Raw genomic sequence first — 17,114 nt, 5'->3', positions numbered from 1 at the left:
GATGGTACTGCAACCGAGAGGTTGTGGGAGAGTAGGACGCCGCCGGACATACATTTGGCAGAGGCCACCAGGCATCCTGGTGGCCTCTGCGCCATTTGGTGGCCCGAGTGAGTACGGTTGCCCGGGTACGGGGGCCGTTGTGTCGAGCATGCGTGAGAAGGGAAGTGCGGCTGTGGCCGAGGACCGTCGAGGACAGCGTCCGTCGCGAGGTGGATCGAGCGCCGGACGAGGCGGCTCGGCCGGCGGCCGGGGTGGGTCCTCCTCCCGTGGTGGCTCCGGCGGGCGCAGCGGTGACTCCCGTGGTGGTGACTCCCGCGGCGGTCGCGGCTCCGCCGGCGACTCGCGCGGGCGTGGGCCCCGGGACGACAAGCCTCGTGGCAAGGGTGGCGGCTACCAGGGCAAGCCCGGTGGCAAGCGGCCCTCGAGCTCGGCGCAGAAGGCGTTCCGCCCCCGCGCCGAGGAGAAGGCCCGCACCGCGGAGCAGGCGGCGTACGACGGTCCCGACCTGCCGGAGAACATCACCGGTGCCGAGCTCGATCGCGGGGTCCGGGCGCAGCTCAAGGGCCTGCCGGAGAAGCTCGCCGCCCGCGTCGCCCGGCACCTCGCCGCGGCCGGCGTGTTCATCGACGAGAACCCCGAGCTGGCCTACCAGCACGCGTTGGCGGCTCGTGCCCGGGCGTCGCGCATCGCCGTGGTCCGCGAGGCGGCGGGGGAGTCGGCGTACGCCGCCGGCCACTACGCCGAGGCCCTGGCCGAGCTGCGCGCCGCCAAGCGGATGAACGGCGCCACCGACTACCTGCCGATCATGGCCGACTGCCACCGCGCGCTCGGCAACCCCGAGCAGGCGATCAAGCTGGCCAAGAGCCCCTCGGTGGCGAACTTCAGCTCGGAGGCCAAGGCGGAGATGACCCTGGTGGAGGCGGGTGCCCGTCGTGACATGGGTCAGCTCGACGCCGCGCTGCGCACCCTCGAGCTGGCGCCGTTGACCTCCAAGAGCCGGGCTGCCTGGGTGGTGCGCCTGCGCTACGCGTACGCCGACACCCTCGAGGCCGCCGGGCGCGAGTCCGACGCGCTGGCGTGGTTCCACCGCACGCACGCCATCGACTCCGAGGAGCTCACCGACGCCGCGGAGCGCGCCGACCTGCTGGAGCGCCGCCAGGCCTGAGGGGCGCTCGGCACCCGGTCGGCCCGGTGTGCTGGCATTCGTGCGCCTCATGGGCCACAATGGAGCCACTAATCACATACGTGTCACTCGACTCTCGTTGAGCACTGACGACAGAACGCTGGGGAAGGCGCATCTGGAGCGTCGGAACTCAAGGAGGTCACGGTGACCACACGCATTGCTTCCCGTCCGGACGGTCCGGCGACGAGGGGCATCCTCTACGTGCACTCTGCGCCCTCCGCACTCTGCCCGCACATCGAGTGGGCGGTCGGCGGGGTGCTCGGAGCTGCCGTCTCGCTCGACTGGACGCCGCAGCCTGCCCAGCCGGGCTCCTACCGCGCCGAGCTGTCATGGACCGGTGTCGCCGGCACGGCTGCCGCGGTGGCCTCCGCGCTGCGCGGGTGGAACCACCTGCGCTTCGAGATCACCGAGGAGCCGACCAGCTCCTCCGAGGGGACCCGGTTCTCGTGCACGCCGGACCTGGGCATCTTCCACGCCATCACCGGACCGCACGGAGACATCCTGATCCCCGAGGACCGGCTCAAGGCCGCCGTCGTGAAGGCCGCCCTCGGCGACACGACGCTGCTGCTCGAGATCGACAACCTGCTGGGCAAGCCGTGGGACGACGAGCTGGAGACCTTCCGGCACGCGGGAGAGGGCGCGCCGGTCCGCTGGCTGCACCAGGTCGTCTGAGCGACCGGCAGGCCCAGCCAGGCCGTCAGGGGTTGCGCTTGCGCAGCCGGAAGGACTCGGTGACCGTCACCGAGGTCTCCTCCGTGCCGTCGTACGACACGAGCTGGCCCTTGAGCGTGAAGATCCCCGGCTTCGTCGCCCAGCGGCAGAGCCGGAAGTCCAGGACGCCCGACGTGAGGTCGTTGGGCCCGATCAGCGACTGCGCGTTGACGCCCTTGCCCGCGCGGTCCTGCATGGTGATGTCGAAGGTCCAGTCGCTGGTGGGCGTCTCGACTGCGTAGCTGTAGTGGTAGTCCTTGCACCCGCGCTTGAGTCGGCCGTCCGGCGCGTCGAGGACGCCCGTGACCTGGACCGGCTGCGACTGCGGCTGCTCCTGCGGGGCCGGCTGACCGGGCGTCAGCGGCACGGGCAGTGGCACGGGCAGCGGCAGTGGCAGGACGCTCGCCGCGCTGAGGACGGCGGCTGCGAGCAGGCTCGACATGGGACACCTCCGAGGGGTTCAGAGGTCCAACGACGGCCTGTGACGTGCGTTACGCCCGGGAACGGGGTCAGAGCGGGATGTTGCCGTGGTGCCCGCGGCGCACGCCGACGGTGTCGATCTCGTGGCGCATCGCCGCGGCGATCGCGCTGCGCGTGCGACTCGGCTCGACGACCTCGTCGACGACACCGATCTCGACCGCCTTGTCGACGCCTCCGGCGATGCGCTCGTGCTCGGCGGCCAGCTCGGCCTCGACCTGCGGCCGGATCTCGGGGGAGACCTCGGCGAGCTTGCGGCGGTGCAGGATGCGGATGGCGGCCACGGCACCCATGACGGCCACCTCGGCGCCCGGCCAGGCCAGGACCCGGGTCGCACCCAGGGAGCGTGCGTTCATCGCGATGTAGGCGCCGCCGTAGGTCTTGCGGGTCACCAGGGTGACCCGGGGGACCACACACTCGCCGAACGCGTGCAGCAGCTTGGCGCCGCGGCGTACGACACCGTCCCACTCCTGGCCCACGCCGGGGAGGTAGCCCGGGACGTCGACGATCACGACGAGCGGGACGCCGAAGGCGTCGCACATGCGCACGAAGCGGGAGGCCTTCTCCGCGGACAGGGAGTCCAGGCAGCCGCCCAGGCGCAGCGGGTTGTTGGCCACCACGCCGACCGTCCGGCCGCCGAAGCGACCCAGCGCGGTGACGATGTTGGGTGCCCAACGGGCGTGGATCTCCTGCATGGTGCCCTCGTCGAGCAGGCCCTCGACGAGCGGGTGCACGTCGTAGGCGCGCTTCTTGGACTCCGGCAGCAGCGCGTCGAGGTCGCGGTCCTCGACCGTGTCGGCGGCCAGACTGCCCTGGGCCCCGAGCAGCGACGCGACGGTGCGGGCCTTGTCGAGCGCCTCGCGCTCGGAGTCGGTGAGGATGTGGACCACGCCGGACCGGCGGCCGTGGGGCTCGGGGCCGCCGAGGCGCAGCATGTCGACGTCCTCGCCGGTCACGGAGCGGACCACGTCGGGGCCGGTCACGAAGATGCGGCCCTCGGGGCCGAGGATGACGACGTCGGTGAGGGCGGGGCCGTAGGCGGCGCCGCCGGCGGCGGGACCGAGCACGACCGAGATCTGCGGGATCACGCCGGAGGCCTGGGTCATCACCTGGAAGATGCGGCCCACGGCGTGGAGGGACAGCACGCCCTCGGCCAGTCGGGCGCCGCCGGAGTGCCACAGGCCGATGATCGGCACACCGTCGGTGAGGGCGCGGTGGTAGGCGTCGACGACCACCCGGCAGCCGACGTCGCCCATCGCGCCGCCCATCACGGTGGCGTCGCTGCAGAAGGCGACCACCTGAGTGCCGTCCACCCGGCCGACCGCCGCGAGCATGCCCGAGTCGTCGTCGGGGGTGATGAGCTCGAGGGTGCCCTCGTCGAGCAGTGCGGTGAGGCGGTGGACCGGGTTGCGCGGGTCCTCCTCGCGGGGCAGCTTGGCGGGCTTGGCGGCGGTGGCAGTCACAGTGGGGAGTCCTTCCGATGGGTTGCCCGGGGGCGGGTGCGGATCAGACGCTGCCGAAGGCGACGGCGACGTTGGCGCCGCCGAAGCCGAAGGAGTTGTTGAGGGCCACGATGTCCCCCTCGGGCAGGTCGCGCTTCGAGGTGGGGATGTCGAGGTCGACCTCGGGGTCCTTGTCGTCGAGGTTGATCGTCGGCGGACTGACCCGGTCGCGCAGCGCCATGACCGTGGCGACCGCCTCGAGGGCACCGGCTCCGCCGAGCAGGTGGCCGGTCATCGACTTGGTGCTCGTGACCACGCAGCGGTCGACGTGCTCGCCCAGGACGGCGTGCAGCATCAGGCCCTCGGCGATGTCGCCCTTGGGCGTGGAGGTCGCGTGGGCGTTGACGTGGACCACGGTGGCCGGGTCGACGTCGCCCTCGCGGAGCGCCATCTTGATCGCGCGCGTGCCGCCGCGGCCCTCGGGGTCGGGCTGCGCGATGTCGTGGGCGTCGTTGCTGATGCCGGCGCCGCGCACCTCGGCGTACACCGTGGCACCGCGGGCGCGTGCGTGCTCCTCCGACTCCAGGATCAGCACGGCACCGCCCTCGCCGAGGACGAAGCCGTCGCGGCCACTGTCCCAGGGGCGGGAGACCGTGGTGGGGTCGCCGCCCTCCTCGCTGCCGGTCTTGGACAGCGCCATCATGTTGGCGAAGGCGGCCATCGGGAGCGGGTGGATGGCGGCCTCGGTGCCGCCGGCGATGACGATGTCGGCGCGGCCGAGGCGGATCAGGTCGAGGGCCATCGCGATCGCCTCGTTGCCCGACGCGCAGGCGGACGTGGGCGCGTGCACAGCAGCGCGGGCGCCGTACTTGAGGCTCACGTTGGCGGCGGGCGCGTTGGGCATCAGCATCGGCACGGCGAGCGGGGAGACCCGGCGGGCGCCCTTCTCGAGGAGGGTGTCGTAGTTGGCCAGCAGCGTGGTGACGCCGCCGATGCCGGAGGCGAGGGCGACGCCGAGGCGCTCGGCCTCGATGTCGGCACCCTCGAGGCCGGCGTCGGCCCAGGCCTGGTCGGCCGCCACCATCGCGAACTGGCTGGACCGGTCGAGCCGGCGTGCCTTGACCCGGTCGAGCACCTCGGAGGGCTCCACGGCCACGCGTCCGCCGATCTTCACCGGAAGGTCCTCGACCCACTCGTCGGTGAGGCGGGCGATGCCGGACGTGCCGGCGAGCATGGCCTGCCAGGTGGAGGCGACGTCCCCGCCGACGGGGGAGGTGGTGCCGAGGCCGGTGACGACTACGCGGGTCGAGGGCATCTGTGGGTTTCCGTTTCTCGGTGCGGTGGTGTGGGGTCCGTGGTCACGAGCGGCCGAGGCTGGCCGGCCGCCCGTGACGTCGGGGGAGGGCTCAGCCCTGGGCGCGCTCGATGTAGGCGACGGCGTCACCCACGGTCTTGAGGTTCTTGACCTCGTCGTCCGGGATGGTCACGCCGAACTTCTCCTCGGCGGCCACGACGACCTCGACCATGGAGAGCGAGTCGACGTCGAGGTCGTCCACGAAGGACTTGTCCAGCTGGACGTCGTCGGCGTCGACGCCGGCCACCTCGTTGACGATGTCGGCGAGGTCGGCGCGGATTTCTTCGGTGGTGGCCATGGGGCCTTCCCTTCTTGTGTGGTGGTGGTGCTTGGGTCAGAACTCGGGTGGGAACCGGTGGGGTGCCGCTCAGGGCACCGTGACGACCTGCGCGGCGTAGGCGAGGCCGGCGCCGAAGGCGATGAGCAGGGCGGTGTCGCCGCTGCGCGCGTCGCCCTCGAGCATCATCCGGTCGAGCGCGAGCGGGATCGAGGCGGCGGAGGTGTTGCCCTGGTCGGCGATGTCGCGGCCGATCCGGACGTGCTCGGGCAGCTTCATGGAGCGTGCCATCGCGTCGATGATGCGCATGTTGGCCTGGTGGGGGACGAAGACGTCGAGGTCGTCGGCGCTGACCCCGGCGGCGTCGAGCGCCTGCTGGGCGACCTTGGCCATGGTGAACGACGCCCACCGGAAGACGGGGTTGCCCTGCATGGTCAGGTGGGGCATCAGGCCGCTGCCGGGCTTGTCGTCGTCGCCGACGACGTCGCGCCAGTCCTCGCGCTGCCGGATGAGGTCGTACTGCTCGCCGTCGGAGCCCCACACGACCGGGCCGATGCCGGGGGTGTCGCTCGGGCCGATCACGGCCGCACCGGCGCCGTCGGCGAAGATGAACGCGGTGCCGCGGTCGCGCATGTCGGTGATGTCGGAGAGCCGCTCGACGCCGATCACCAGCACGTGGCCGGCGCTGCCGGCGCGCACCATGTCGGCCCCGAGGGCGACGCCGTGGCAGAAGCCGGCGCACGCGGCGGAGATGTCGAAGGCGGCAGCGTGGTCGGTGCCGAGCTCGTGGGCGATGGCGGGGGCGATCGCGGGCGTCTGCAGCAGGTGGCTGACCGTGGCCACGACGACGCAGTCGATCTGCGCGGGGCTGATGCCCGCGCGTTCGATCGCCTCCCGCGACGCTGCGACGCTCATCATCTGCACGGTCTCCTCCGGTGTGGCGAACCGCCGCGTCCGGATGCCGGAGCGCTGCTGGATCCATTCGTCGCTGGAGTCGATCGCCTCGACGACCTCGGAGTTGGGCACGATGCGGGACGGTCGGTAGGCGCCGATCCCGAGGATGCGGGCCTGGGCCGAGCCGGCGGCCCCGGTGATGGGGGCCATCAGTGGCTCGCCTCGGGGTGCAGGCGGAGCAGCGGCTGGCCCGGGGACACCAGGTCGCCGTCCTCGACGAGCCACTCCACGACCGAGCCGCCGTGCGGGGCGCTGACCCGTGTGCGGTCGCGCAGGCTGGCCACGGCGCCGATCTCGGCACCCGGTGGGAGGACGTCGAGCTCGGCGGCCTCGGGGGAGAGGTGGAAGGTGCCCTTGGCCGGCGACACGATCATCCGCCAGGTCGGGGTGGTCTCGATCATCGAGGCCTCGCCGTGCTTGTCGCAGAACTCGCGGGCGGCGTCGAGCTGGTCGGGCGTCTTGAGGGCGAAGGTCTCCACGCCCTTCAGGGCGCGCTTGGCGATGCCGGTCAGGGTGCCGGCGGGAGGCATCTCGAGGATGCCCGTGACGCCGAGGTCGCTCATCGTCTCCATGCAGAGGTCCCAGCGGACCGGGTTGGCGATCTGGCCGACGATGCGGCGCAGCACGTCGCGGCCGTCGTGGACGACCTGGCCGTCGCGGTTGGAGATGACCGGGGTGCGCGGGTCGTGGGTCGACACCGAGCGGGCCAGCGCGGCCAGCCGGTCGACCGCCGGGGCCATGTGCGTGGTGTGGAAGGCGCCCGCGACGCTGAGCGGCATGATCCGCGCCTTCTCCGGGGGCTCCTCGGCGAACGCGGCGAGCTGCTCCATCGTGCCCGCGGCGACCACCTGGCCGGGGCCGTTGTCGTTGGCCGCGGTGAGGCCGTGGCGCTCGATCGTGGCCAGCACCTCGTCGCGGTCACCGCCGAGGACGGCGGTCATGCCGGTGGCGGTGACGGCGGCCGCGTCGGCCATCGCGTTGCCGCGCTCGCGCACCAGCACCATCGCCTGCTCGGCGGTGATGGCGCGGGCGCCGGCCGCGGCGGTGAGCTCACCCACGCTGTGGCCCGCCACGGCGCCGATGCGGGAGAACGCGTCGGCGGGGTGGGGGAAGAGGTCGAGGGCTGCGATCAGGCCGGTCGCGACCAGCAGCGGCTGGGCGATCTTGGTGTCGCGGATGGTGTCCGCGTCGGCCTCGGTGCCGTAGTGGGCGAGGTCGATGCCGGCCACGGTGGCCAGCCAGTCGAACCGCGCGGCGAAGGTGGGATCCTCCAGCCAGGGGGCGAGGAATCCGGGGGTCTGGGCCCCTTGACCGGGGGCGACGATGACGAGCACGAGTCCACTGTGCCGAACCGCTGGCCCCGGCCGCGGGTCCGACGCCGACGAAACTGACCCCCAGATCCTTGTAGGGTTCCTACAATTCCGTCCGGCCGGACTGACGCCCTAGGATCAGCGCGAGCTGCAGGGTGAAGGCCTCCCGGGGACGGGTGGGTGACCAGCCGGTGACATCGGTGATCTGGCGCAGCCGGTAGCGCACGGTGTTGGGGTGGACGAAGAGCGCTCGGGCCGTCCCCTCGATCGACGAGCCGTGCTCGAACCAGGCGCCCAGCGTCTCCAGCAACGTGCCCCGTGCCGCCACGAGCGGGAGGTAGACGTCGTCGACGAGGTGGCGGCGGGCGTGGCCGTCGCCGGCGAGCGCCCGCTCGGGCAGCAGGTCGCGACTGGCGACGGGGCGGGGCGCGTCGGGCCAGCCGCTCGCGGCCCGGTGCGCGGAGAGCGCTGCGCGCGCCGAGGCGTTCGCGTGGGCGAGGTCGGCGGTGACCGGTCCGACGACCACCGGTCCCTCGCCGAAGTGGTCGAGCAACCGGGTGGCCGCCTTCAGCGGGTCGTCCACGCCGCCGAGCACGACGACCAGCCGGTCGCCCTGCGTGGCGCACAGCGCGTCCATGTCGGCGGTGCGCGCCGAGCGGCGTACGGACTCGAAGACGTCGATCTCCGCGCGGTGCGGGGGCACGGAGCCCAGCACCACGGCGACGTCGCCGTGCGCGCCCCAGCCGAGCGCGCTCGCGCGGGACAGCACCGACTCGTCGGTCTCGGCGCGGACGACGGCGTCGACGACCAGCGCCTCGAGCCGCGCGTCCCAGGCGCCCCGGGACTCCGCGGCGCGGGCGTAGACCGCTGCGGTGGCGAACGCGACCTCGCGGGCGTAGCGCAGCACGGCTTGGTGCACCTCGCCGACGTCCTCGGGGTGCAGCAACGCGTCGATGTTGGTCTCGACCACGCGGATGCTCAGCCGGACCAGCTCGACCGTCTGCTGCAGCGAAATCACGCCGGTCAGCTCGCGCGGCGCGGCGCCGAACACGACGACGTCGAGCGGGTCGTGGGCGGAGGCCTCGACCTCGACGTCGTACCAGTCGACGAAGCCCCTGATGCCGGCCTGGACGATCAGCCCGACCCAGGAGCGGTCCTCGGCGCTCAGGTCGTCGAACCACGGGAGGTCGCTCGACATCCGGCCCGTGGCGGCGGTGCTGAGGGCCCCCGTCGAGCTGCGGAGCGCCGCGGCGGCGCGACGGCGGGAGGGGGGCATGGGGCGACTGTAGTGCGGTGCGGCCCGTAGTGGGATTCCCACGAAGCCGCTCGCGACCCTTCCGGCGCCCCGCGGCAGCCGCCCGAGGTCACGACTTCGCATCGCCGCCCGCCGCGCGGGTCGGACCGGGGATGCGTCTGGTTGAATCCGGGATCGGTCCTCACAGGTAGGAGTACGAGTGCCCCGTCGCAGCAACCCGCACCTGCAGTACGTCACCGTGCACGGACACCGTCGCGCGTACGTCAGGAAGGGGTCCGGGCCCGTCGTCCTCCTGCTGCACGGACTCGGCTGCGACCACACCACCTGGAACCCGGTCATTGACTCCCTGGCCCGCACCCACACGGTGATCGCACCGGACCTGCTCGGCCACGGCGCCTCGGACAAGCCGCGCGCGGACTACAGCGTCGGCGGCTACGCCAACGGCATGCGCGACCTGCTCACGCTCCTGGGCATCGACTCGGCGACCGTGGTGGGCCACAGCTTCGGCGGCGGCGTGGCGATGCAGTTCGCCTACCAGTACCCCGAGCGGACCGAGCGGCTGATCCTCGTCGGCTCCGGTGGGCTCGGCCCCGAGGTCACCCCGGCGATCCGGGCGATCACGACGCCGGGCTTCCAGCAGCTGATGGGTGTGCTCTCGCTGCCGGGCCTGCGCCACCTCGCCACCGCCTCCATGCGGGTGCTCGCGGCCAGCGGGGTCACCCAGCTGCGCGACCTCGACGAGGTCGCCGCGATCTACGACTCGTTCAAGGACCCCGACACCCGCGCCGCCATCCGCCACGTGGTGCGTGCGGTCGTGGACTGGCGCGGCCAGATCGTGACCATGGCAGACCGCGCCTACCTGACCGAGGCGATGCCGATGTGCGTGGTGTGGGGTGCCGACGACCTCGTCATCCCCGTCGACCACGCCAGCAACGCCCGCGCGCTGGCGCCGACGGCGCGCGTGGAGGTCGTCCCCAACGCGGGACACTTCCCGCACAAGGACCACCCCGAGCGTTTCGTGAAGATCGTGCGGGACTTCATCCGCTCGACCGAGCCCAGCCGCTACGACCGCGACCGCTGGCGCGACCTCCTCGAGGAGGGTGCGCCGCTGGTGCCGGCCTACGGCGGCGCGGGCGACGCACCGGTGGCCCCGCTCCACGCCGTACGCCGAGCCGCAGGCGCCTAGCCCCAGCTCCTAGCCCCAGCTGGCGGCGTCCGTCAGGCAGAACGGGTGGCCGGCCGGGTCGATCAGCACGCGCCACGTCTCGCCGGGCTGCGGGTCCGCGAGCCGCGCACCGAGACCCACCGCGCGCTCGGCCATCGCGTCGATGTCGTCGACGGCGAGGTCGAGGTGGAACTGCTTGCGCCCGCCCTCGTCGGGCCACGAGGGCGGCTGGTGGTCGGGCACGCGGCCGAGGCCGAGGGCGGGGGAGCCGTCCGGGCCGGTGAGCATCGCGTAGTCCTCGGTGCTGGCGGCGACGTCCCACCCCAGGAGGGCCGACCAGAACTCTGCTGACGGCGCGACCTCCGCGCAGTCGAGCGTCACCATCGCGATCCGGGCTGTCTGCTGGGCCACTTCTCGTCTCCTCGTGCTCGTCGATCGGTGGCACCAAGTCTTCCGCGGGCCCGAGCGCGGGGATTGGACAAAGGCGACAGGGCTGTCGGAGGACGGTCCTAGGCTGGCGTGGTGCCCTCCCGGTCGGGCCGCGTGCAGGCGGCGATCATGCGTCCCAGCAGCGCGGGGCACCGCATCGACATCGGCCGGGGCGAGCCGGACGCCGACCTGGCCGGGCTCGTCGACTACTTCTGGTGGGTGCGTTGGGACGCGCCCGCACCGCACGTGCAGGAGGTCGTGCCACGACCGGTCGTGCACGTGAGCGCGGAGCTGGTCGAGGGACGGCCGCGGCTGCTGGTGCACGGCGTGCACCCACGGATGTTCCGCCGCCGGCTCGAGGGCCGGGGGCACACGGTCGCGGCCGGCTTCCGGCCGGCGGGCTTCCGGCCGTTCCTGCGCGGAGACGTCGGGGCGCTGGAGGGGCGCGAGGTGCCGGCCGCCGACGTGCTCGGGGTCGACGACCGCCCCGTGGCCGAGGAGGTGCTGGCCCACGAGCGCCCCGAGGAGGGTGCGGCCGTGCTCGCGAGGTGGCTCCGCGGGCTCGGACCCGAGGACGACCCGCTGGTGCCCGAGCTCGCCGCGCTGGTCGAGCGCGCGGAGGCCGACACCACGCTGGTGCGGGCCGAGCAGCTGGCGGACCTGGCGGGCGTCAGCCTCCGCACCCTCCAGCGCCGCTTCCACTCCCACGTGGGCATCGGGCCGAAGTGGGTGGTGCAGCGCTTCCGGCTGCTCGACGTCACCTCAGCGGCCCACGGCGACGAGGTCGTGGACTGGGCGGACCTCGCCGCGCGCCTGGGCTACGCGGACCAGTCCCACCTGATCCGGGCCTTCACGCAGCTGGTGGGCCACCCTCCCGCCGCTTACGCGCGAGAAGCGTGACCCACCAGGTGGAGCCGGCGACGGTCAGGCGTCGCCGCCCTCCTGCTTGATGTCCTTCGTCGCGGTCGGGTCGTCGATCCGGTAGCGCTGGGCTGCCTCGACGACCTTCTCCACCGGGAACTGACCGGCGTCGGCCAGCGCCTGCAGGGCCTGCACGACGACGCTCTGCGCGTCGATGTGGAAGAACCGGCGGGCGGCGGGGCGGGTGTCGGCGAAGCCGAAGCCGTCGGCACCGAGCACGCGGTAGTCGGCCGGCACCCAGCGGGCGATCTGCAGCGGGACGGCGCGCATGTAGTCGGACACCGCGATGACCGGACCGTCGACGCCGGCGAGCTTGTCGCTGACGTAGGCGGTGCGGCGCTGCTCGCCCGGGTTGAGGAGGTTCCACTGCTCGGCGGCGGCACCGTCGCGGGCCAGCTCGTTCCAGGAGGTGACCGACCACAGGTCGGACTGCACGCCCCACTCCTCGGCGAGGAGGCGGGCCGCCTCGTCGATCCACGGGTAGCCGACACCGGACGCCATCAGCTGGACCCGCGGGCCCTCGCCCTCGGCGGTCGAGACCTTGTGGATGCCGCGCAGGATGCCGTCGACGTCGACGCCGTCGGGCTCGGCCGGCTGCGAGACCGGCTCGTTGTAGACGGTGAGGTAGAAGATGACGTCCTCGCCGTTGCCGTCGGGCCCGCCGGTGCCGTACATCCGCTCGAGGCCGTTCTGCATGATGTGGCTGATCTCGTAGGCGAACGCCGGGTCGTAGTGCACGATCGCCGGGTTGGTCGCCGCGATGAGCGGGGAGTGGCCGTCGGCGTGCTGGAGGCCCTCACCGGTCAGCGTGGTCCGGCCGGCGGTGGCGCCGATCAGGAAGCCACGCGCGAGCTGGTCGGCCATCGCCCAGATCGAGTCGCCGGTGCGCTGGAACCCGAACATCGAGTAGAAGATGTAGAACGGGATCATGTGCTCGCCGTGCGTGGAGTACGCCGATCCGGCCGCGGTCGCCGACGCCATGGCACCGGCCTCGGAGATGCCCTCGTGGAGCATCTGGCCCTGCGCGGACTCCTTGTAGGAGAGCAGCATCTTGCGGTCGACGGACTCGTACTGCTGGCCGCCCGGGTTGTAGACCTTCGCGCTCGGGAACATCGAGTCCATGCCGAAGGTGCGGTACTCGTCGGGGGCGATCGGCACCACGCGCTCGCCGATCTCCGGGTCCTTCATCCAGTCGCGGAGGAGGCGGACGACGGCCATCGTCGAGGCGAACTTGTTCTTGCCCGAGCCCTGCTTGAGCTCGGCGTAGAGCTCGTCGCCGGGCAGCTTGAGCGAGGCCGCGCGGTTGATCCGGCGCGGGATCGAACCGCCGAGGGCCGTGCGGCGCTCGAGCATGTACTCGATCTCGGGCGACTCGGCGCCCGGGTGGTAGAACGGCGCGCCGCCGGTCTTCTCGTAGGACTCCTCGAGGTCGCGGTCGCTGATCGGGAGGTAGAGCCGGTCACGGAACTTCTTCAGGTCCGGGAGGGTCAGCTTCTTCATCTGGTGGGTGGCGTTCTTGCCCTCGAGGGCGTCGATCGTCCAGCCCTTGATGGTGTGGGCGAGGATCACCGTCGGCTGACCGGTGTGCTTGGACGCGGCGTCGAACGCGGCGAAGACCTTGCGGTAGTCGTGGCCGCCGCGCGGCAGCTTCTCGATCTGCGTGTCGGACATGTGCTCGACCATCGCGCGCAGGCGCGGGTCGCCGCCGAAGAAGTGCTCGCGGACGTAGGCGCCGTCCTCGGTGGAGTAGGTCTGGAACTGGCCGTCGGGCGTGGAGTTCATCCGGTTGACCAGGACGCCGTCGACGTCGCGGGCGAGCAGGGCGTCCCACTCGCGACCCCAGACGACCTTGATGACGTTCCAGCCGGCGCCGCGGAAGTTGGCCTCGAGCTCCTGGATGATCTTGCCGTTGCCGGTGACCGGGCCGTCGAGCTGCTGGAGGTTGCAGTTGATGACCCACGTGAGGTTGTCGAGCTCCTCGCGCGCGGCGACGCGGATCGCGCCCAGCGACTCGGGCTCGGCCATCTCGCCGTCGCCCATGAACGCCCACACGCGCTGCTGTTTGGTGTCCTTGATGCCGCGGTTGTCGAGGTAGCGGTTGAAGCGGGCCTGGTAGATCGAGCCGATGGCGGTGAGGCCCATCGACACCGTCGGGAACTCCCAGAAGTCGGGCATCAGGCGCGGGTGCGGGTACGACGGGAGGCCGGCGCCCTTGCCGTGCTGGACCTCCTGACGGAAGCGGTAGAGCTGCTCCTCGGTCAGGCGGCCCTCGAGGAAGGCGCGGGCGTAGACGCCCGGCGAGCCGTGGCCCTGGATGTAGATCTGGTCGCCGCCGCCCTCGTGGTCCTTGCCGCGGAAGAAGTGGTTGAAGCCGACCTCGTAGAGCGAGGCGGAGGACTGGTAGGTGGCGATGTGGCCGCCGACCTCGAGGCCCTTGCGGTTGGCGCTGGAGACCATGACCGCGGCGTTCCAGCGGATGAAGGCGCGGATCCGGCGCTCGACCTCCTCGTCACCGGGGAACCAGGGCTCGCGCTCCGGGGGGATGGTGTTGATGTAGTCGGTGGAGCGCAGGGCCGGCACGCCGACCTGCTTCTCGCGCGCGCGCTCGAGGAGGCGCAGCATCACGTAGCGAGCCCGGTCGCGGCCCCGGTCGTCGAGCATCGCGTCGAAGGACGCGAGCCACTCCTGGGTCTCGTCGGGGTCGATGTCGGGCAGCTGGGTGGGGAGTCCCTCGTGGATGACCGATGCGACGGGGCTCTTGCTGGACTTCTCGGCGTCACTCACCCGCTCATCGTGTCACGCGACTCGCCCCCGCGAAATCTACCCGCGGGTAGACCCATCGCCGTGAGACGGCGCACGCGTGCGGGGCTCGTCGTACGGGACGGGGTTGCGGCTCCTGCCGTGTTCCTGTGGACTGTGCGTCACCGTGCGTGACCGGCGCACCGGGACATGGGAGGCAACTGCGTGAGCTCGACGGTGGGCGACTCTGCCCCGGCGACAGGTGTGGGGGACCGGCTGGGGCTCAAGCCCGGCATGGTCGTCCAGGAACTCGGCTGGGACAACGACACCGACGATGAGCTGCGCATCGCCGTCGAGGACTGCATCGACGCCGACATGGTCGACGGCGACTACGGCAACGTGGTCGACGCGGTCCTGCTCTGGTGGCGCGACGACGACGGCGACCTCGTCGACGGGCTCGTCGACGCGTTGACCGACCTCGTCGGCGGCGGCTCGATCTGGCTGCTCACCCCGAAGGTGGGGCGGCCCGGCACCGTCGACGCGGCGGACGTCTCCGAGGCGGCGCCGATCGCCGGCCTCTCCCAGACCACGACGGCGGCCGTCAGCAAGGACTGGCAGGCCACCCGTCTGGTCGCTCCGAAGACACCCGCGTGACCGGCTCCGGCACCTCGGCGGCCCGCGCGGCCGCCCGTGACCTCGCGGGCACGGTCTCCGGCATCGGCACCACCGTCCGGGTGCTCGGCCGTGCCGGCGTCATCCGCCCCTACGGCCCCCGCACGCTCGTCGACATCGGCCGCGTGGTGCTCCGCTGGGGCACCGGGCCCGCCGGCGGCTTCGCGACGCTCGCCGCCCGGGCGCCCCACCAGGTGGGCGTGGTCGACGAGCTCGGCGAGCTGACCTGGGGCGAGCTCCAGCGGCGGTCGAACTCCCTGGCCCGCGCCCTGTCCGAGCGTGGCGTGGGGGAGGGCGACTCGGTCGCGGTCATGTGCCGCAACCACCGCGGCTTCATCGACGCCTCCATCGCCGTCGCCAAGCTCGGCGCCGACGTGCTCTACCTCAACACCGCCTTCGCCGGCCCCCAGCTGGTCGACGTGCTCGAGCGCGAGGCGCCGAGCATGGTCATCCACGACGAGGAGTTCACCGGCCTGCTGTCGGGCGCGCGCGTCGAGCGCCGCCTGCTGGCGTGGACCGACGGCGACCCCGACGGGGAGACGCTCGAGCAGCTCGTCGGGGCGTACGACGAGAGCGACCTGCAGCCGCCCGGCCGCCATGCCCGGGTCGTGATCCTCACCAGTGGCACGACCGGCGCGCCCAAGGGGGCGCCGCGCAAGGAGGCGGGGATCGACGCCGCGGTCTCCCTGCTCTCGCGGATGCCGCTGCGAGCCGGCTGGCGCACGCACATCGCGGCACCGCTCTTCCACACCTGGGGCTTCGCGCACCTCGCGCTCGCCATGTTGCTGGGCTCGACCGTGGTGCTCCGGCGCTCGTTCGACCCGCTGGCCGCGCTGCGCACCGCGCAGGACGAACGCTGCCAGTCCATGGTGGTCATCCCGGTGATGCTGCAGCGGATGCTGGCCCTCGATCCGGCCGAGCTCGACCGCATCGACCTGTCCCGCGTCGAGGTCGTCGCGTCCTCGGGGTCGGCGCTGCCGGCCACGCTCGCGCAGGCGTGGATGGACCGCTTCGGCGACAACCTCTACAACATCTACGGCTCCACCGAGGTCGCCTACGCCTCGATCGCGACGCCGGAGGACCTCCGTGCCGACCCGACGTCCGCGGGCAAGCCGCCCTACGGCACGGTCGTGAAGATCCTCGACGACGCGGGCCGGGAGCTGCCGCAGGGCGAGACCGGCCGGATCTTCGTCGGCAACGGCCTGCTCTTCGAGGGCTACACCAACGGTGGGTCCAAGGAGGTCGTGGACGGGCTGATGTCGTCGGGCGACGTGGGCTACTACGACGCTGCTGGGCGGCTGCACGTGGCCGGCCGCGACGACGACATGATCGTCTCCGGTGGCGAGAACGTCTTCCCGCAGGAGGTCGAGGACTGCCTGGTGACGCACGAGGGGGTCGAGGAGGTGGCCGCGATCGGCGTCGTCGACGACGACTACGGCCAGCGGCTGCGGGCCTTCGTGGTGCGCTCCGGCGACGTGAGCGCCGACGAGCTGCGCGAGCACGTGAAGTCCCACCTGGCTCGCTTCAAGGTGCCGCGTGAGATCGTCTTCCTCGACGAGCTCCCGCGCAACGCCACCGGCAAGATCCTCAAGCGGGAGCTCGCGCAGCACGATGCGGAGGCGAAGGACAGCGAGGGCGAGGAGTGAACGGCCCGGGACTGTGCATCGGTGACGAGGCACCCGACTTCACCCTGCGCGACCAGTTCGGCCAGGACGTGCGGCTCAGCGACTTCCGCGGCCGCAAGGCGGTCGTGCTGATGTTCTTCCCGTTCGCCTTCACCGGCGTGTGCACCGGCGAGCTGTCCGGCGTACGCGACCGGCTGGCCGAGTTCATGACCTTCGACACCGAGGTGATCGCGCTGTCGTGCGACTCGGTCTACGCGCTGCGGTCCTTCGCCGAGGCCGAGGGCCTGAACTTCCCGCTGCTCTCCGACTACTGGCCGCACGGCGCGGTGGCCTCGGCCTACGAGGTGTTCGACAGCGTCAAGGGAGCGCCGCGTCGGTCGTCGTACGTCGTGGACCTGGAGGGCCGGCTGCGGTGGTCGGTGCACAACGCCAACCCGGACGGGCGCGACCTCGACGAGCACCTGCGCGAGCTCCACGCGGCGGTCTCCTGACCCCGGAGCCGGGCAGTGGTCTAGACCGGCTGGGAGAAATTCCGGATTCCTCGGACAGGCTTGGGTGACGGTGTAATCTTCTACTTGTTGAGCCGCTGGTGACCCGAGA

Annotated in this window: 16 protein-coding genes; 7 read left to right on the top strand and 9 right to left on the bottom strand. The window is 72.2% G+C overall.

Going from position 1 to position 17,114, the window contains the following annotated elements; genetic code table 11:
- The first annotated feature begins 148 nt into the window (after positions 1 to 148).
- Both ACE3QY_RS08320 and ACE3QY_RS08315 read left to right on the top strand, forming a co-directional pair.
- Entirely contained in the window at positions 149 to 1,165 is a 1,017-nt protein-coding gene (locus ACE3QY_RS08320; RefSeq protein WP_374455542.1) for a tetratricopeptide repeat protein, read from the top strand.
- Positions 1,166 to 1,327: 162 nt separating this feature from the next.
- On the top strand, positions 1,328 to 1,855 hold the full coding sequence (locus tag ACE3QY_RS08315; protein ID WP_374455541.1) for a DUF3145 domain-containing protein: 528 nt from the start codon (positions 1,328 to 1,330) through the stop codon (positions 1,853 to 1,855).
- A gap of 25 nt (positions 1,856 to 1,880) precedes the next feature.
- Here ACE3QY_RS08315 and ACE3QY_RS08310 read toward each other — a convergent pair whose 3' ends face one another.
- The 7 genes from ACE3QY_RS08310 to ACE3QY_RS08280 form a co-directional block, all read right to left on the bottom strand.
- Positions 1,881 to 2,336, bottom strand: coding sequence for a hypothetical protein (locus ACE3QY_RS08310; RefSeq protein ID WP_374455540.1), 456 nt, complete (start codon positions 2,334 to 2,336; stop codon positions 1,881 to 1,883).
- 67 nt (positions 2,337 to 2,403) lie between these two features.
- The gene (locus ACE3QY_RS08305; RefSeq protein ID WP_374455539.1) at positions 2,404 to 3,834 is read right to left on the bottom strand and encodes an acyl-CoA carboxylase subunit beta; all 1,431 of its coding nucleotides are present in this window, start codon (positions 3,832 to 3,834) and stop codon (positions 2,404 to 2,406) included.
- Between the two features lie 43 nt (positions 3,835 to 3,877).
- Positions 3,878 to 5,128 (bottom strand): beta-ketoacyl-ACP synthase II, encoded by a 1,251-nt coding sequence (gene fabF / locus ACE3QY_RS08300; protein WP_374455538.1) that lies wholly within the window; start codon positions 5,126 to 5,128, stop codon positions 3,878 to 3,880.
- A gap of 91 nt (positions 5,129 to 5,219) precedes the next feature.
- Positions 5,220 to 5,465 carry an acyl carrier protein gene (locus tag ACE3QY_RS08295; RefSeq protein WP_129456799.1) on the bottom strand — a complete coding sequence of 82 codons (246 nt, stop codon included), beginning with the start codon at positions 5,463 to 5,465 and terminating at the stop codon, positions 5,220 to 5,222.
- 69 nt (positions 5,466 to 5,534) lie between these two features.
- Positions 5,535 to 6,548, bottom strand: coding sequence for a beta-ketoacyl-ACP synthase III (locus tag ACE3QY_RS08290; RefSeq protein ID WP_374455537.1), 1,014 nt, complete (start codon positions 6,546 to 6,548; stop codon positions 5,535 to 5,537).
- Positions 6,548 to 7,732, bottom strand: a complete 1,185-nt coding sequence (locus tag ACE3QY_RS08285) for an acyltransferase domain-containing protein (RefSeq protein ID WP_374455536.1) — start codon at positions 7,730 to 7,732, stop codon at positions 6,548 to 6,550. Before ACE3QY_RS08285 ends, ACE3QY_RS08290 begins: the two co-directional genes overlap by 1 nt.
- A gap of 79 nt (positions 7,733 to 7,811) precedes the next feature.
- Complete coding sequence (locus ACE3QY_RS08280; RefSeq protein WP_374455535.1) at positions 7,812 to 8,984, bottom strand: PucR family transcriptional regulator; 1,173 nt, start codon at positions 8,982 to 8,984, stop codon at positions 7,812 to 7,814.
- 178 nt (positions 8,985 to 9,162) lie between these two features.
- On the opposite strand from ACE3QY_RS08280, the gene ACE3QY_RS08275 reads away from it, so the two are divergent.
- A complete protein-coding gene (locus ACE3QY_RS08275; protein WP_374455534.1) occupies positions 9,163 to 10,149 on the top strand; it encodes an alpha/beta fold hydrolase in 987 nt (328 codons plus the stop codon).
- 9 nt (positions 10,150 to 10,158) lie between these two features.
- Here the strand turns inward: ACE3QY_RS08275 and ACE3QY_RS08270 are convergent, their stop codons facing one another.
- Positions 10,159 to 10,539 carry a VOC family protein gene (locus ACE3QY_RS08270; protein ID WP_374455533.1) on the bottom strand — a complete coding sequence of 127 codons (381 nt, stop codon included), beginning with the start codon at positions 10,537 to 10,539 and terminating at the stop codon, positions 10,159 to 10,161.
- 111 nt (positions 10,540 to 10,650) lie between these two features.
- Here ACE3QY_RS08270 and ACE3QY_RS08265 point away from each other — a divergent pair, with 111 nt between their 5' ends.
- A complete protein-coding gene (locus ACE3QY_RS08265; RefSeq protein ID WP_374455532.1) occupies positions 10,651 to 11,457 on the top strand; it encodes a DUF6597 domain-containing transcriptional factor in 807 nt (268 codons plus the stop codon).
- 24 nt (positions 11,458 to 11,481) lie between these two features.
- Here ACE3QY_RS08265 and aceE read toward each other — a convergent pair whose 3' ends face one another.
- The gene (gene aceE / locus ACE3QY_RS08260; RefSeq protein ID WP_374455531.1) at positions 11,482 to 14,262 is read right to left on the bottom strand and encodes a pyruvate dehydrogenase (acetyl-transferring), homodimeric type; all 2,781 of its coding nucleotides are present in this window, start codon (positions 14,260 to 14,262) and stop codon (positions 11,482 to 11,484) included.
- A 180-nt stretch (positions 14,263 to 14,442) separates the two neighbouring features.
- Here aceE and ACE3QY_RS08255 point away from each other — a divergent pair, with 180 nt between their 5' ends.
- Genes ACE3QY_RS08255 through ACE3QY_RS08245 form a run of 3 tightly spaced genes read left to right on the top strand, consistent with a single transcriptional unit; the run spans position 14,443 to position 17,005 of the window.
- A complete protein-coding gene (locus ACE3QY_RS08255) occupies positions 14,443 to 14,871 on the top strand; it encodes a DUF3052 domain-containing protein (protein WP_374455530.1) in 429 nt (142 codons plus the stop codon).
- Entirely contained in the window at positions 14,868 to 16,535 is a 1,668-nt protein-coding gene (locus ACE3QY_RS08250) for an AMP-binding protein (protein ID WP_374455529.1), read from the top strand. Before ACE3QY_RS08255 ends, ACE3QY_RS08250 begins: the two co-directional genes overlap by 4 nt.
- Positions 16,532 to 17,005, top strand: a complete 474-nt coding sequence (locus ACE3QY_RS08245; RefSeq protein WP_374455528.1) for a peroxiredoxin — start codon at positions 16,532 to 16,534, stop codon at positions 17,003 to 17,005. The genes ACE3QY_RS08250 and ACE3QY_RS08245 overlap by 4 nt, the downstream gene beginning before the upstream one ends.
- Positions 17,006 to 17,114 lie beyond the last annotated feature (109 nt).

Source organism: Nocardioides sp., from assembly GCF_041913365.1.
Lineage (GTDB): Bacteria > Actinomycetota > Actinomycetes > Propionibacteriales > Nocardioidaceae > Nocardioides.
The sequence above is the reverse complement of the archived record's forward strand: the minus strand, read 5'-3'. Positions and strand labels throughout refer to the sequence as shown.